The organism is Thalassospira lucentensis (genome assembly GCF_011806425.1).
GTDB classification, from domain to species: Bacteria; Pseudomonadota; Alphaproteobacteria; order Rhodospirillales; family Thalassospiraceae; genus Thalassospira; species Thalassospira lucentensis_B.
In genome coordinates this window covers 84947-100532 of record NZ_JAATOV010000008.1, presented here as the reverse complement: position 1 = coordinate 100532, position 15586 = coordinate 84947, and the positions used below count along the sequence as shown (strand labels likewise).

The 15586-nt window shown below is 52.6% G+C and carries 15 protein-coding genes; 5 read left to right on the top strand and 10 right to left on the bottom strand.

The features are described 5' to 3' along the window. Window positions 1-6: 6 nt before the first annotated feature. From HCZ99_RS19855 to HCZ99_RS19840, 4 genes are read right to left on the bottom strand one after another with little or no spacing between them, the layout of a single operon-like run. On the bottom strand, window positions 7-1341 hold the full coding sequence (locus HCZ99_RS19855) for an MFS transporter (RefSeq protein WP_167448769.1): 1335 nt from the start codon (window positions 1339-1341) through the stop codon (window positions 7-9). Then, window positions 1328-2605 carry an SAM-dependent methyltransferase gene (locus tag HCZ99_RS19850; protein ID WP_167448768.1) on the bottom strand — a complete coding sequence of 426 codons (1278 nt, stop codon included), beginning with the start codon at window positions 2603-2605 and terminating at the stop codon, window positions 1328-1330. Before HCZ99_RS19850 ends, HCZ99_RS19855 begins: the two co-directional genes overlap by 14 nt. Further along, entirely contained in the window at window positions 2602-3456 is an 855-nt protein-coding gene (locus tag HCZ99_RS19845; protein ID WP_167448767.1) for a DUF1365 domain-containing protein, read from the bottom strand. Before HCZ99_RS19845 ends, HCZ99_RS19850 begins: the two co-directional genes overlap by 4 nt. Further along, a complete protein-coding gene (locus HCZ99_RS19840) occupies window positions 3453-4796 on the bottom strand; it encodes an NAD(P)/FAD-dependent oxidoreductase (RefSeq protein ID WP_175581595.1) in 1344 nt (447 codons plus the stop codon). The genes HCZ99_RS19845 and HCZ99_RS19840 overlap by 4 nt, the downstream gene beginning before the upstream one ends. A 166-nt stretch (window positions 4797-4962) precedes the next feature. Here HCZ99_RS19840 and HCZ99_RS19835 point away from each other — a divergent pair, with 166 nt between their 5' ends. Together HCZ99_RS19835 and HCZ99_RS19830 are read left to right on the top strand one after the other, a co-directional pair. After that, entirely contained in the window at window positions 4963-5601 is a 639-nt protein-coding gene (locus HCZ99_RS19835; protein WP_368484291.1) for a sigma-70 family RNA polymerase sigma factor, read from the top strand. Next, on the top strand, window positions 5598-6302 hold the full coding sequence (locus tag HCZ99_RS19830) for a ChrR family anti-sigma-E factor (protein WP_167448766.1): 705 nt from the start codon (window positions 5598-5600) through the stop codon (window positions 6300-6302). Before HCZ99_RS19835 ends, HCZ99_RS19830 begins: the two co-directional genes overlap by 4 nt. Before the next feature lie 89 nt (window positions 6303-6391). On the opposite strand, the gene HCZ99_RS19825 is transcribed toward HCZ99_RS19830, so the two are convergent. Genes HCZ99_RS19825 through HCZ99_RS19815 form a run of 3 tightly spaced genes read right to left on the bottom strand, consistent with a single transcriptional unit; the run spans window position 6392 to window position 8878 of the window. Further along, window positions 6392-7279 carry a 23S rRNA (adenine(2030)-N(6))-methyltransferase RlmJ gene (locus HCZ99_RS19825; RefSeq protein WP_167448765.1) on the bottom strand — a complete coding sequence of 296 codons (888 nt, stop codon included), beginning with the start codon at window positions 7277-7279 and terminating at the stop codon, window positions 6392-6394. A gap of 6 nt (window positions 7280-7285) precedes the next feature. Continuing rightward, window positions 7286-8095, bottom strand: coding sequence for an rRNA large subunit pseudouridine synthase E (locus HCZ99_RS19820; protein ID WP_368484290.1), 810 nt, complete (start codon window positions 8093-8095; stop codon window positions 7286-7288). Window positions 8096-8143: 48 nt separating this feature from the next. Next, complete coding sequence (locus HCZ99_RS19815) at window positions 8144-8878, bottom strand: SIMPL domain-containing protein (RefSeq protein WP_167448764.1); 735 nt, start codon at window positions 8876-8878, stop codon at window positions 8144-8146. Window positions 8879-9128: 250 nt separating this feature from the next. On the opposite strand from HCZ99_RS19815, the gene HCZ99_RS19810 reads away from it, so the two are divergent. Then, entirely contained in the window at window positions 9129-9803 is a 675-nt protein-coding gene (locus HCZ99_RS19810; RefSeq protein WP_167448763.1) for a D-lyxose/D-mannose family sugar isomerase, read from the top strand. 98 nt (window positions 9804-9901) lie between these two features. Here HCZ99_RS19810 and HCZ99_RS19805 read toward each other — a convergent pair whose 3' ends face one another. Further along, window positions 9902-10843 (bottom strand): TPR end-of-group domain-containing protein, encoded by a 942-nt coding sequence (locus HCZ99_RS19805; RefSeq protein WP_254869776.1) that lies wholly within the window; start codon window positions 10841-10843, stop codon window positions 9902-9904. Window positions 10844-11073: 230 nt separating this feature from the next. Here HCZ99_RS19805 and HCZ99_RS19800 point away from each other — a divergent pair, with 230 nt between their 5' ends. Together HCZ99_RS19800 and HCZ99_RS19795 are read left to right on the top strand one after the other, a co-directional pair. After that, window positions 11074-12258, top strand: coding sequence for an NAD(P)/FAD-dependent oxidoreductase (locus HCZ99_RS19800; RefSeq protein WP_167448761.1), 1185 nt, complete (start codon window positions 11074-11076; stop codon window positions 12256-12258). A gap of 144 nt (window positions 12259-12402) precedes the next feature. Continuing rightward, on the top strand, window positions 12403-12588 hold the full coding sequence (locus HCZ99_RS19795) for a PLDc N-terminal domain-containing protein (RefSeq protein ID WP_167448760.1): 186 nt from the start codon (window positions 12403-12405) through the stop codon (window positions 12586-12588). Window positions 12589-12721: 133 nt separating this feature from the next. Here the strand turns inward: HCZ99_RS19795 and HCZ99_RS19790 are convergent, their stop codons facing one another. Together HCZ99_RS19790 and HCZ99_RS19785 are read right to left on the bottom strand one after the other, a co-directional pair. After that, on the bottom strand, window positions 12722-14479 hold the full coding sequence (locus HCZ99_RS19790) for a TRAP transporter permease (RefSeq protein WP_254869775.1): 1758 nt from the start codon (window positions 14477-14479) through the stop codon (window positions 12722-12724). Window positions 14480-14575: 96 nt separating this feature from the next. Continuing rightward, the gene (locus tag HCZ99_RS19785; protein ID WP_217701535.1) at window positions 14576-15538 is read right to left on the bottom strand and encodes a TAXI family TRAP transporter solute-binding subunit; all 963 of its coding nucleotides are present in this window, start codon (window positions 15536-15538) and stop codon (window positions 14576-14578) included. Window positions 15539-15586: the final 48 nt, after the last annotated feature.

Genomic DNA, 15586 nt, shown 5'->3' with positions numbered 1-15586 from the left:
CCAAGATCAAACGTTGCGGCGTGACAGGCGCCGACGAATTGCAACCTGATGTGATGCATCAAGCGGGAACCCCCACATCATCACGATTGCGCCTATTTTCAATACGATGGGGATCGCCGCATAGATCAAAACCAAGACAATCAATGCCAAAGAATTATTCGCCCCGCCCTTGGTCAGGTCAAACGCCCCCAAGATCGGCAAGGCGATCCCGGCGGCAAGCGCCATCGCAAGCTTGTTGGTCATGTTCCAAAGTGCGAATAAAAGTGCCGTGCGGCGTTTACCAAACCGATACTGGTCCCAATCATCGACATCGGCCTGAATCGCGGGTGGCAATGCCAAATCCGCCCCCAATGCCGCCCCGGTAAAAAGACAAATGACGGCAAAACCGAAACTGTCCCCGGCATCAAGCACAGGCACAAAAACAAATGCCGCGATGGCCATAATCATCGCCGCGCACCAGATGCGATGTTTGCCAAGTCGCCCCGCCAACACCACCCACAGCGGAATGGCAACGATGGCCGCCACGAAGTAAAGCAAAATCAGCAGATTTTCGGTTTCCTGATCAAGTTTTAGGTAGTAGCGCACAAAAAGCGGAAAACAGACCGCGGGAAGACCCGCCGCCAACCCATTGATCATCCACGCCGACAAAAGCCGCACAAACAACCCATTTTGGCGCAGGCTTTTAATCCCGACACGCAGCGTCGTTTGCAAACTGTCGTGATTACCAAGACCATTGGATTTATGTTGCGCAACACGGTCGGGAACCCGCCACAGCATCAAACCAATAAAAACAGCCCCAAGAACGATGGTCACGATGGCCAGCGTTTCGATTTCGCCAGCGCGATCAGAATGGGTCATGACAACCGGAATGCCGCCTGCCAAAACAATACCAAGCAACCCGGCCCCTTCGCGCATGGCGGTGATCGAGGTTCGCTTTTTATAATTCCCCGAAAGATCCGCCCCCCACGCAAGGTAAGGCACCTGAAAAAGGGTCCAACCCAAAAACAGCACACTGGCCCATAACAGCAAATAGCCCGCAGACGGCGTTGGCGGCGGGGTAAATAGGAACCACAATCCGATCCCGGCAACGACCGCACCAATGCCAACCCATATTTTACGTTGGCCACTGCGATCCGAAAGCCATCCAGCCAGCGGATCGGTCATCATGTCGATGATGCGTACCAGCAACAAAACCGCACCGGTAATGGTCAATCCAAGACCAAGGTCGTCACCATAATAACTTGGCAACAGCACATAGGCGGGGATTGTCGGTACAGCCGCCGCCATGGCGGGCAGCGCATAGAAAACCGATGAAAGTTGGCTTTTGTCAGGATGCTGCATTGTTGGGATGTTCAATCACGAACAGACCGACATTGATCGAGCCCTGTTCGAACCCGGTTTCACAATAGGCGAGGTAATATTCCCACATCCGTTTGAACCGCGTATCAAAGCCCTGCTTTGAAATATCCTGCCATGCATGGGCGAAACGCCGCTGCCATTCGGCCAGGGTGCGGGCATAAGATTGGCCAAAGAATTCAGAATACTGCAAATACAAACCTGCATCATTCACAGCTTTGACCAACGCGGTTGGCGATGGCAACATCCCACCCGGGAAGATATAGCGCTGAATAAAATCAGCCCCCTTGCGGTAGGTTTCGAAACGACCATCATCAATGGTGATGATTTGCAAAACGGCCTTGCCCCCCGGGCGCAGGCGGTTGCGGATCATCTCAAAATAGTTTGGCCAATGTTCTTCGCCGACGGCCTCGAACATTTCAATTGAAACGATCTTGTCGTACTGGCCTTCTTCGTGGCGATAATCGCGCAAGACAATATCGGTGCGATCATTCAGCCCCTGCATCAACAAACGTCGACGGGCATAGGTATGTTGTTCGCTCGACAGTGTTAAACCAGTAACATTGCAGCGATACTTTGACGCTGCCAGTTCGGCAAAACCGCCCCAGCCACATCCAACTTCAAGAACGTTTTCACCGGGCTGAAGCCCGGCCAAATCGCAAATGCGTTCGTATTTCGCGGCCTGGGCTTGCTCAAGCGTCATATCGGCGTTTTGATAATACCCAGACGAATAGGTCATGCTTGGATCAAGCCATGTTTCATAGAAACGATTGCCTAGATCATAGTGATAGGCAATGTTGCGTTTCGATCCTTCAAGGGTATTGCTGTTGCGCAAATGCCCGATGCGGGCAATCGTGCGCGACAAAAAGCCACCGGCAAGCCGCGCCTTGACGATTAATTCGTTCATCACCGCCATGCGCATCAGGCGGGAAATATCCGGGCTGCTCCAGCTGCCATCCATATAGGCCTCGGCAAAGGCGACGTCGCCGCCCGTGGCCAAGCGGCGCAAAGCATCCCAATTGTGAATTTGAATGACCGCCTGAAGATCGGTTTCTTGTTGCCCGCAGAAATGCAAGCTTTCGCCGTCTGGCAATATCGTTGTTAGCCGACCGTAATGCAGATGTGAAAGAACATGCCGCAGCATTGCTTTGAGGATGACACGGCTGCCCGTCATGCTGCCCAGCATTGGAACCAGACGGCTGCGCAATGGGTTGCCAAAAACAGAAGCAGTGCGATTGCGGTTGGTCATTGTGATGATCTCTTTCCTGCTTGGGCCGCTTCGTTCGCGTTTGCCAGCACATACGTCACCGAATTGGGTGGCGGGGCTGGTCGTTTGTGAAATTTCATCCCTTTACGCCATAGAAGCAAAGCTTCCCAATGGATTCCAGCGACAACTTTCAAAGTCATCAATGGGTAGCGAATGAATGCACTTAATAAGTTACGATCAGATAACGCATTTCGATCACCGGTAAATGCCGCCGTCAAAAACACACCCTTGGAATCGGTTTCGCGAATGGCCACCGCAACCGTGTCGTCAGGCATCGCAATGCGGAAGTGATAATCAGCTTCCATATCGATAAAGGGCGATACGTAAAACCCCTTGGCGCAGGATTGACGCAGCACACCTTTTTTGTCCGCACCATCCGGCCCCGCCGGGATCAGATAGCTGTGGCGGTCGCCAAACGTGTTGGATACTTCGTACAGCACCGCGCCAACAGAACCGTCAGATCGATGGCAAAAATAAACCGACAGCGGATTGAACACAAAACCAAGCAAACGCGGATAGCACAAAAGTTCAATTTTATACGCACAATCGCCCAAATCATGGGCGTTCAAGACGGCTTCGACCCGGGGGCGAAGATCGGCCGATTTGTCAGATCTCTGACCCTTGGCTTTGATACTGCCGTGGTCTGCATCGTGGAATGAAAACAGGTTAAATCGATTGCGGCTAAACAGACGCAGGCGGGATGAAAGAGCATCGATTTCATCAAGATCAAGCAGGAAGGAAAACACCCGATAGCGTAACTTGTGCCTTTTGGGGCGCAATCGGTGATGGGACACCACACCTTCATATAAAGCTGATGCAAATTTTTGCGTCATGCGGCCTCTTGACCCTGATTGGACGGACGTTCGGTAACGTGAATGCGTCCACTTTCATTTTCCACTGTCCACGGACGGCGCACATTGCCAAGTGCCTCAGCCACCGCAAGGCCAGATTGGATGCCATCTTCATGGAAGCCATAGCCAAAGTAACTGCCACAATACCAAATATTATCCACACCCTGTATCGACCAAAGGTCTTTTTGGGCGGCCATTGCACCCGCATCAAACAGCGGGTGATCATATAAAAAGGATCGGATCACGCTGCCTTCGCGGGGATGTTTGGGGGGATTGAGGGTCACGAAAAGCGGATTGCTTTCATCAAGATGTTGCAGGCGGTTCATCCAATAGGTGACACAGACCTTTTGCTCCCCATCCTGTTCTTCGGCCAGATAGTTCCAGCTTGACCAAACCTTGTGATTTTTCGGCATCAGGGTTTTATCATTGTGCAAGATCGCCAGATTGCGTTCGTATTTGAAGGCTGACAGCAATTCATGCACGCGCGCTTTGGGATCATCTTGCAGCGCCAGCGCCTGATCACCGTGACAGGCCAAAACAACATGATCATATTCATCCCGCTTGCCATAGCGGTCTTCAACATATGCGCCGCCCGTTGCGCCCCGTCCGACTTTTGCAATCGCACGATCCAACACAACACCGCCTGAAATGCCCGCGGTCATGCGTTTCACATATTCGCGGGAACCACCGACAACCGTGCGCCATTGTGGGCGATCCTTGATTTGCAATAGTCCGTGATTTTGGCAGAACCGCACAAACGCCGCCAACGGGTAGGCCATCATGGTATCAACCGGCGTTGACCAAATGGCCGCCCCCATCGGCAAAAGGTGGTCGTTGATAAAGGCCTTGGAATAGCGATTATCGCGCAGATAGTCGCCCAGACTGGTTGTCTCGGCGGTGCCATCGTCAAGGGCGCGGGGGGCTTCGCGGTAAAACCGTAAAATATCACGGACCATTTTCCAAAAGCGCGGGCGCAGGATATTGCGTTTTTGCGCAACAAGGGCGGACAGGTTTGCCCCACCATATTCCAGCCCACCATTTTCCATTGATGCCGCAAACGACATGTCAGTTTCGGTGGTTTTGACATCAAGGTGATCAAACAGCGCGCACAGGTTGGGATAGCACCGCGTGTTATAAACAATGAAACCGGTATCAACCGGGGTATTTCCCGCATCTACCGTATTTGAATGGCCGCCCAGACGGTCATCCTTTTCATACAACGTCACATTATGGGACTGGCTTAAAAGCCAGGCGGCCGACAGGCCAGAGATGCCCGAACCGACCACCGCGATGTTCATTTTCCCAGAAGTGACTTTGTTCATATGCGTTCGGTCCGCTTGCAGTGTTAAGGTTAAACCTACATATGATTACGTAGGGTACCAGATGCTGGATCACTTAGCCGTATTGTATAGGTAAGTTTGTAAGCCGCTGGTAAATAACATATTATTTTTAGTGATCCGATAGTTCTTAGCCGCCGTAAGATTTTCCATGATGAACATGATCTTGGCGCGGCCCCAAGGGGGACCTGAAACCAAAATGACCGGCACCGTTACCAAACGCCCCGGACCGGCTGACCCGGTTGAGGCCAAAAAATGTGCCGATTGGATCGTTTCGATCGCGGCAACCCGCGATCGTGAAGCGTTCGCGCGGTTGTTTGCCCATTTTGCCCCGCGCGTCAAAGCATACATGTTCCGGTTTGGTGGGAATTCGGAAACGGCCGAAGAACTTGCGCAAGAAGCAATGATGCAGGTGTGGCGTAAGGCGCATCTGTTTAATCCGTCAAAGGCCGCTGCCAGTACATGGATTTTCACCATCGCCAGGAACCTGCGGATTGACAGGTTCCGGCAACGAAAACATATCGAGGTTGATGATTCGGATACGGCGCTGATTGTTGATGGTGATCCATTAGCCGATGAAGTCGTAAGCCGTGACGAACATGCCGTTCTTGTGAAATCGGCGCTGGAAGACTTACCCGCCGATCAAAAGACTGTTGTTGAATTGTCTTTTTTTGAAGATTGCTCGCATAGCGAAATTGCAGAGCGCCTTGATATCCCGCTCGGAACAGTAAAATCCCGATTGCGGTTAGCACTTGGAAAGATGCGTAGCGGACTGGAAGATCTCGCATGAATATTAAACATCATCCGACCGAAGAAACGTTGATGGCCTATGCCAGCGGCTCGATGTCGCAGGCGATGGAACTTCTTGTGGCGACGCATATGACCGTATGCCCGGCGTGCCGCAAAAAGGTTGCCGAGTTCGAAGCCATGGGCGGTGCTGTTCTTGAATCCGCGACCAGCATGGATATGACGGACCATTCATTGGATCACGTCATGGCGATGCTTGAGCGCGAAACAGCCAATGAAAATCTGGCGGTCGAAGAATTACCGATAACGCGCAAAGTTGCCGTGGGTGAAAGCATCACCGGAAGTGCAATGCCATCGATCCCTACACCTTTGATCGAAATGTTGCCAGAAGGTGTGACCTCGCTTGAGGACATTCCATGGAAAACATTGGCGCCAGGCGTTAAGCACTATCAGCTGAAATCAGTTGAAAGCAAAGGCACCGTGCGCCTGATGAAAATCGCGCCGGGTGTTTCCATCCCTGATCACGGCCATCACGGCCATGAAATGACCTTGTTGATCAAGGGATCTTATATTGATGATATCGGTCGGTTCCGGGCCGGCGATGTTGCCGATCTAAGTGACGACGTTGATCATCAGCCGATTGCCGATACGGCAGAAGAATGTATCTGCCTGATCGCGACCGACGCCCCGATGAAATTCAGCGGGTTTTTGCCAAAACTGTTGCAGCCATTCTTTGGCATCTAAGCAACCCGGCCAAAGTCCCATAGTAATAACAAAGCCCCGCAGCATTTTGCTGCGGGGCTTTGTTTTGTTTGGCATCCGTCGCAACGATCTTAGGCGGCGGCGACCAGCCAGCTTATTGAATGATGGGTCGGTCCGGGGAACTTGCAGGTTTTTGCAAGCCAGGTACCAATCGCATCAAGGTCCTGATCAAATTGCCATGGCGGGTTAATCACCAACAGACCAGTTCCGCGCATGCGCCCCTTTGCGCCACCATGTTCCGCGGCAAGTTCAGCACACAAAACACCACCTTTTGCCTTGATCGCGCCGATCGATTGACGAAGCTCTGCATCAAAGCCGTCCTCAAGGATGGGGTACCAGAGCATAAAGGTGCCAGTTGGCCATTTATCCCATGCCTGCTTTATGGCGTTGGCGGCTTTTTGATAGTCCTGTTTTACATCGTAGCTGGGGTCCATCAAAACCAAGCCACGCCGGATGGCGGGCGGCATCATCGCAACCAGGCCTTCATATCCATCGCGTTTATGCAGATGAATGCGCGGATCGCGTTTCACGCGGTGATGCAGGGTTTTGTGTTCGCGCGGATGCAGTTCCATCAGAACCAGTTCATCGTCTTCGCGCAGCATTTCGCGCACAATAAAGGGTGATCCGGGGTAAAACGGCCCGGTATATTCATCGCTTTCGCGCACCCCATAGTCACGTCCGTGGCCCACGGGATCAAACCGTGCAACATGGTCCATATAGCCTTGCAGCATTTCGGGTGCGTTTTTACCCGCCTGTGCCGCACCAATGCCGCCATGCCATTCGCCGGTTTTGGCGGCCTGTTCACTGCCAAGATCATACCATCCCGACCCTGCGTGGGTATCGATCACGCAGAACGGTTTCTTTTTCTTGCGCAGATGCGCCAGAATAAGCCATAGGGCCGCATGCTTATGCAGATCGGCGAAATTTCCGGCGTGAAAGCCATGCAGATAACTCAGCATCTTGGCTTATCCTTTCTTCGGGCGTGACCGATTGCGGCCCGGCTTTTGCGATTGTTTAGATTGATCAGGCGCGGCATCCGCCTTGCCACGCTGTCCACCGCGTGCAGCCTGACCACCTTGCGCAACATGGGCCCCCTTGGCGGCCTTATGACTTTTGCGCGGCGGCTTGCCCGATCCTGGTAAAACACGGCGATGCGTTGCCGGCGGTGCATCCACCTCAATCGTGCGATATTCACCGGGCGCAATCCCATCAAGCGTCCAATCCCCAATCGCATAACGGATCAGGCGCAAGGTCGGGAACCCAACGGCCGCCGTCATTCGACGCACCTGCCGATTGCGGCCTTCGGTGATGGTAAGCTCGATCCAGCTTGTCGGGATTTCTTTGCGATAACGCACCGGTGGATCGCGTTCCCACAGATCTTCCGGCTCTGCGATGCGACGGACCTTTGCCGGAAGCGTCATACCGTCTTTAAGCTCTACCCCGCGCCGCAGGGCATCAAGTGCTTCGTCGGTCGGCTCCCCATCCACCTGAACCCGATAGGTTTTTGGTTTTTTATATTTCGGATGGGCGATTTGGGCATTGAGCGGCCCATGGTCGGTCAATAACAGCAAACCTTCGCTATCGCGGTCAAGGCGCCCGGCAGCATAAACACCAGGCTGCTTGATATAGTCCGCCAGCGTCGCCCGACCGTTTTCACGGTCGGTGAACTGTGTCAGCACCCCATAGGGCTTGTTAAATAGGATCAATTGCGCCATGGCGCGCATAAAACCAGCTTTGCCGCGACTGTCAACATATCCGCCGCATTCGACCGGCAATTTTTCATCACCGGATTACGACCAGACGCCCCGCAAGCCAGCCAAACATCAGTCGCGGATCAGATATTCCATGGTGGTGACCACGCGCACGGTTTTGGTGATCTGGCTTAATTGATTAATGTTTGGTACGCCGTCTGCGGCCAATATCTGGAAAAATCCCTGCGTAGCGCGGCGAATTCCGCCCACTTGGCCACCAGAATCTGCGGCAAATTGCTGGGCGGCTTCGCGTGCATTGGCCGTGGCAGCGGCAATCATTTCCGGTTTGATATCATTCAACCCGGTAAACAGGTAACTTGGCCCCGGGTTATATCCTTGGCCGCCCAGAACAATCCCGTCCTGCAGCAATTTTCCGATATCCTGCGACGCCACCACAACGGCCTGGATGTCATCGGTTCGGACCTGAATGGTTTGATTAATGATATAGCGGCTTTCAATCGGCCCCGACCGATAAGCTTGGGCGAGCTGGTCGGTAACCTGAAGATTTTGTAGTTCGGTCATGTCCTTGGAAATGCCGTGGCTGCCGAGAAAATCCATCAAGGTCTTTGTATCGGCTTCGATTTTGGCCTGTGCGGTTTGCAAAACATCATCAGTAGCAGAAATTGTAATTGGCCAAACGGCACGGTCCGCCTGAACATCGCGTTCCGCCAGCCCCTTAACCGTGACATACCGATCAAGGGAGCGCATGTTTTCAATACCGGCACCAACAAACCACCCTGCCCCTGCAATCGCCACACCGACAATCAATGCTGCACTTACTTTGACCAAACCAGACGACTGAACCATGTATTTGCCTTTTGATGTGTATGTCGGAAGGAACGATATTCGCGACGCTTTACGCATCATTTATCACAATCAAAAGCGGCATGAACGAGGCAAGATATTCACCAGAAAAGCATCATCACATACCGGGATTGAATGCATTCAAAACCTGTCGCAATCTTTGATGCCACATGATAAAACACCCGATAGAACCCAATAGAACAAAGGGGCGGATATACTGCCCCGCCACAGTCAAACGTCATAAGAGGTCACCATGCTGCGTTCGGAAATCAATGCCTGCATCGAGCATGCAAAGGAACTTTACGCGTCCATTTCCTTTAAGCTTCCGGCTTGGGGGCATTACAGCCCGGACCAGTGGGCCGCCGAACCGGATTTGGCCAAATGGTGCCGTGGGCATCAAATGGGCTGGGATGTGACCGATTATGGCGAAGGTGATTTTGCCAAACGGGGTTTGATCCTGTTTTGTCTGCGGAACGGCATCCTGCGTCAGCCGGGCGAAGTACCCTATGCCGAAAAGATCATGATCGTCGGTGAAAATCAGGAATGCCCATGGCACTACCACAAGGTCAAAATGGAAGACATCATCGTGCGCGGTGGCGGCAACCTTGTGATTGAGCTGTGCAACCTGACCGAAGATGGCCAGATGGACCGCGTGAATGATGTTCAGGTGCACACCGATGGTAAGCTTAATATCCTGCCTGCTGGCGGCAAGGTCGTCCTTGAGCCGGGCCAAAGTGTTACATTGCCGCGCACATTAGTGCATCGTTTCTACGGTGAAGAAGGCAAGGGACCGGTCATCGTTGGTGAAGTATCCCAGGTGAATGACGATCTGACGGATAACTATTTCTTTGATTGTGATGCGCGCTTTACCGAGATCGAGGAAGACGTCGCACCGATCCATCCGCTTTGGAATGAGCTGCCTGCTTAATAAGGCCACTTATACCCAAGTAAAATTAAAGCCCCGCAAGTCAGTCTTGCGGGGCTTTTTGTGTTTTAGCGGACAGAATAATCGCGCATGGCCAAACCTTACTCAGAAGGTGGCAAGTCGTTTTTGTCACCCAGAATATGATCAAATTCCGGCATGTCGCGTAGGGGTTCAAATTCTTCTTCGGTCCAGGCGGGTTGGCGCATGGATTCAGAAAGTTCGACCGCACGCTGCAAATCGGCAAGGGCTGCTTCGCGGAAACCAAGACCGGCATTTGCACAGGCGCGCTGATAGTGACCATTTGCACTGCCCGGTTCCTCAGCCAGCAAGCGGTTACATAAACTAAGCGCCCAGTCACGATCACCAAGTTGAAGCGCCGCATCGGCCTTATAGGCCATGACTTCTGGGTCGCCCGGTGCCAGTTCAAGGATCTTGTCATAGGTTTCGATTTTTGAACGCGGGTTCGTGACCTGATTGGCCTGAAGCCAAAGCGCATGAATTTCTTGGGTGCGCTCGATTTCATGCTGATGTTCGTTGATCACTTTGGACTTCAAACGCAACTCATCTTCGAGCGAGGTAAGGCGACGTTCAAATTCCTCAGACAGGCGCTGTAATTCTGTATTGGCGAGATTGCGTACACTTGATTTCAATTCACGCAGAGATTGCCAGCCAAGCATGGTCAAAAGGGCACCAACGGCCGCAACGAAATAGAAGAAATACGTAACCGTGTTGGACGAATAAGAAATCGCCTTGTCGATGGCTTCGAGTTGGCGGTTGACGACTTCGCGCATCAGTTCGGCGCGCATGCCCTGCATTTCTGTGCGCAGGGATTTTAGTTCATCAAGGACATACCGTTCCATCAGCGGCGGCATGTTGCTGCGTTCTGTTTCATCCAGGCGCCGAAAATCGACTTCCGGCGAAGCATCAAATGCCTTACTTGATTCTGCGGCCTCGTCCGACGATTGGGCAAGTCCCGGCTGTGCGGCAAACATGCCGATTGCGATTAAAAGTGACGCAACAAACGTTGCCAGTCGCTTGGACATTTTCCCCATCCCTTTGTTTCGTATTTTATAATCTGCGCACGATACCTGCGAAGGCGTTAGAATCCCATCAAAAGCGTTTCGAAATTGCGAACATCGTTCATCAATTGGCAAAACAAGGAATAGCACACTTGGTGTTTTCATTGCTGCCTTGCACCTATGCGCACTGACAAACCGTGCGATTATCCGTATAAGCGGGGCACTATTTACAAATTCAAACGGGTTGGTTCGGCGTGAAAAAGATTGAAGTCCTTGTAATCGGTGCGGGTGCTGCGGGCCTTATGTGTGCCATCGAAGCTGGCAAACGCGGCCGATCTGTCGTTGTGGTCGATCATTCCGATAAGCCTGCCGAAAAGATCCGTATTTCCGGGGGCGGGCGGTGTAATTTCACCAATATCCATACCAGCCCGGAAAACTTCATTTCGCAAAACAAGCGGTTCTGTGTATCGGCCCTTAAACGCTATACCCAGCATGATTTCGTTGAAATGGTGAACCGCCACAACATCGGCTGGCATGAAAAAACACTGGGACAGCTTTTCTGTGATGAAAGCTCATTCCAGATCATCGACATGCTGCTTGATGAATGTGATGACGCGGGTGTTACCATCCGTATGAACACCGAAATTTCCAACATACTCGCGCGCGAGGATGGCGGATTTGACGTTACCACACGCACCGGCGCGCAATGGACCTGTCAGTCACTTGTCGTGGCGTGCGGTGGGCTTTCAATCCCGAAAATCGGTGCCACCGGTTTTGGCTATCAGATTGCGCGCCAGTTTGGCCTGAACATCATCCCGACCCGTGCGGCTTTGGTGCCGTTGACATTTGATCCCGACCTTCGCGCCCAAATGGGTCAGCTATCGGGGATTTCGGTCGATGCGGTGGTTCAATGCAACAAAAAGCAATTCCGCGAAGGGTTGCTGTTTACCCACCGCGGCCTGTCAGGTCCGTCGATTTTGCAGATATCGTCTTATTGCGATGAAGGTGATGGCATTGTCGTCAACCTCAACCCCGATGAAGACGCGTTTGACGTTTTAAAATCGGCCAAATCTGAAACACCCAAACAAGCGGTGCATACGGTTCTGTCACGTATTTTGCCAAACCGTTTGGCGCAACTGATTGCCGCGCGCCATGAACTGGAACGCCCGATAGGCGAAACCGGGGACAAGGCACTTCGGAAGTTGGCAATGGACGTTAATCAGTGGGCCGTTATGCCAAATGGCACAGAAGGATATCGTACCGCCGAGGTCACCCTAGGCGGGGTTGATACCAACGAATTGTCCTCGAAAACCATGGAATGCCGCAAGGTCCCTGGCCTGTATTTCATCGGCGAAGTCGTTGATGTTACAGGGCATCTTGGGGGCTTTAACTTCCAGTGGGCATGGTCATCTGGCTGGTCCGCAGGACAGGTTGCGTAAAGTCGAAATTCAATTGCCGAACCCAACCATTAGGCGCATATTTATCCAGTGCGTTTCGTCATGAGGGAACAAATTAGGTCCTAAGCCGTTTCATGATCAAGCGCGGTGCTGAATGCCGTTGCAATTAATAAATGAGGTTTGGACATGTTTGAATATGGTGGGATACTTGGCTTAATTATCCTGATCGCTGATATCTGGGCGATCATTAATATTATGGGCAGCGGTGCAAGCACCGGCTCAAAAGTACTTTGGATCGTCCTTGTTCTGCTTCTGCCGATCTTGGGCCTGATCATCTGGCTTATTGCCGGTCCGCGTAGCGGTAAGGTCTAGCATTACCTTATGACAGATGGATCTGATCGCTAATGCGTCGGACCTAAGTCATAAAAAGCATGCCAAAAGTTAAACAAAAAGGCCGACAGGATTATTCCCTGTCGGCCTTTTTGCGTGTTCATGTTTGGTATCGTCAAACGCCAGCAGCGAAAATCGCAACCCCACCCGCCAGCACAAGCCCAGCACGGATCAATATCGAACGCGGCGAAATCAGACCATATGAAATGGCGGTTAAGCCAAGCGCCACTTTAAGGCCAGCAACAACCGCCCAAAGCGGATCATTACCAAGATCAATAAGCGATGCATTCGCCACCATGGCCAGCGGAACGATATAAAGCCCGATACCAAGTGCCATCGCGGTGCCTGCAACCTTTAGCCAGTTTTCTTCGACCATGCCTGCTGCAATGAAAACAGCGCCACACACGGGTGGTGTGATGGTTGATAACAGGGCAAACCAGAAAATAAACAAATGCGCCTGAAGCGGATCAAGGCCAAGTTCGATCAAGGCCGGTCCAGCAACCGACACACAAATCACATAGGCCGCCGTTGTCGGCACTTCCATGCCCAAAATCAAACAGGCCAGTGCGGTCAACAGCAAGGCGGGCCAAAGCATCCCGCCAGAGCCCGACAGCAACAAGGACGTGATTTTTACCCCAAGGCCGGTCAGACCCAGCACACCAATCACAATTGATGCACAGAGAATGATCGACCCGATCATCGCCACCTGCCGTCCGGCATTCAGGCACACATCGATAAACCGATCCTTGGTGCGCGCCCGATCAAACGACAAATTACCATCAAGAAACAGCAGTCCCGCCCCAACAATCAGGGCCAAACATGCGGAATATTGCGGCGTGTAGCCCGCGCCGAACATTCCCCACAACAAAATGGTAAACGGCACAAGGAAGAAGCACGAGGTGATCAAAACCGCGTGCATTGTCGGTCGGTCTTCCTTTGGCACACCAGGAAGATCAAACCGCATGGCAAAGGCATTGATCCCAACCCAAACCGCAAGGAAATACAAAAAGGCCGGTAAGGTCGCTGCGACCATAATATCGACGTAGGGGCGACCGGTCAGTTCAACCATGACAAAGGCCCCTGCCCCCATCAAAGGTGGCATGATCTGGCCACCAGAAGATGCCACCGCTTCGACCGCGGCAGCAAGACGTTTGGGATACCCAAGACGGGTCATCGCGGGCAAGGTGATGGCGCCGGTGGATGCAACATTTGCCGATGCCGACCCGGAAATAGAACCAAACAAAGCCGATGACACCACAGATACCTTTGCCGCACCGCCCTTAAGACGCCCAGCAGCCGCACCGGCAACATTCATAAAGCCCTGCCCGGCTTCACCGCCGTTCAAAACAGCGCCAAAAATCACAAAGATCGAAACAATGCTGACTGAAACACCGGTCAAACTGCCCCAAAGGCCGCCTTCGGCGATGGTCAAGGTGCCCAGCATGCTTTCCACCGGAAGCCCCGGATGGCCAAACTCGCCCGGGACATATTCACCAAACAGCGCATAAAGCAGTGCAAGACTTGCGACCAATGGCAAAGGCCAACCAATTGCACGACGCGCCATTTCAAGGACAATGACCAACAGAACGGCTGAAATCGCAATCTGATCATTGCCCATCAGGAAACCATACTGATCGGCAAGAGCGGCATGGTTAAAGACAATCCAACCACATCCCAAAAGCCCAATGACGGTCAATATCGCGCCTGAAACCTGCTGCGCGCGGGTTTTGGCGACAAAGATCAACGCCCATGGCAATGCCAGCGCCATATGGATCGGGCGGCTGACAAGATTGGGAACGAGGCCTGAGAAAATCAGCCATAGGTGAAATGCAATCGAAATTGCACCAAGGATAATCCAGAAAGGGCGAGACATGGCCGACATGTTTGATCAGTTTTTTCGTATGAAGATTGAATAAAGAACGGCCCGGCAGTTTTGCCGGGCCTGTCATATTGAGATGGCAATCAGGCCTTAGCGTTGATCGTCACGCACCGGGAAGCCAGCTTCGGCGTAGTAGCGCAGCGCACCGGGATGAATTTTACCCGGAATATTGCCCAGCATTTCCGGGTCCACACCATTCCACCAGGATGAGCTTTCACCCATTTTGGCTTTCTGCTCCCAAAATGCCTTGGTCAGTTCATACGCCGTATCGTCATCCATCTGGGTGGTTGCAAAGGCAACAACCGACAGCGACGCGGTGGTGATGTCTTTGTCCTGACCATTATAGGTGCCAGCCGGAATAACCGTCTTGTCGCGTTTGGTCAGGGCAAGCTGATCATCCGAAAGGGATAGGATATTCACATCCGTACCCGCCGCGGCTTCGATCACGTTCGGGGCCGGCCACGAGCCAGCCGTCACAAACCCATCGATCTGACCGTTTTTAAGGGCCGCAACCGCGTTGGAAAGTTCGGCATCAGCCAATTTGACCTTGTCATCAAGACCAAACAGCTTGAGGTACTTTTCGCCTTCACGCGCGCCAAAGGACCCTTTACCCAGAAGAATGGTTTTGCCTTCAAGACCTGCAAAATCGGTTACACCGGATTCACGGCTGGTGACGAAATGCATGGTCAGTGACGGGATTGGAAACAGCGCGCGAACAGCCTCAAATTTTTCCGTCGGTCGGCCCTCAAACGGACCTTTACCCTGTTGGGCCAATCCAACCAAACCGGGGGGGGACGTGAACACGTAGTTGCCGGAACGGACCATGGCTTCCATGACGTTCTGAACTGAACCCTGGCTTTCTTCGACCGTGACGATCACGTCACCATCGGTTCCGATTTTCATTGCTTCGGCCAGCTGTGCTGCCATCTGATAATAAGACGACGCGGCTTTCGCTGATTTAAGGGTGACGCGGGTTTCGGCCTGTGCAGCAGTTGCAACAGATAAAGCCATAATACCGGCAGCCATCACGCCGAGTGTTCGCAAAATTTTCAAGGTTTCCTCCCCTTGGGTAATAGGATTGCTTGTCAGCTTTGAATGCCG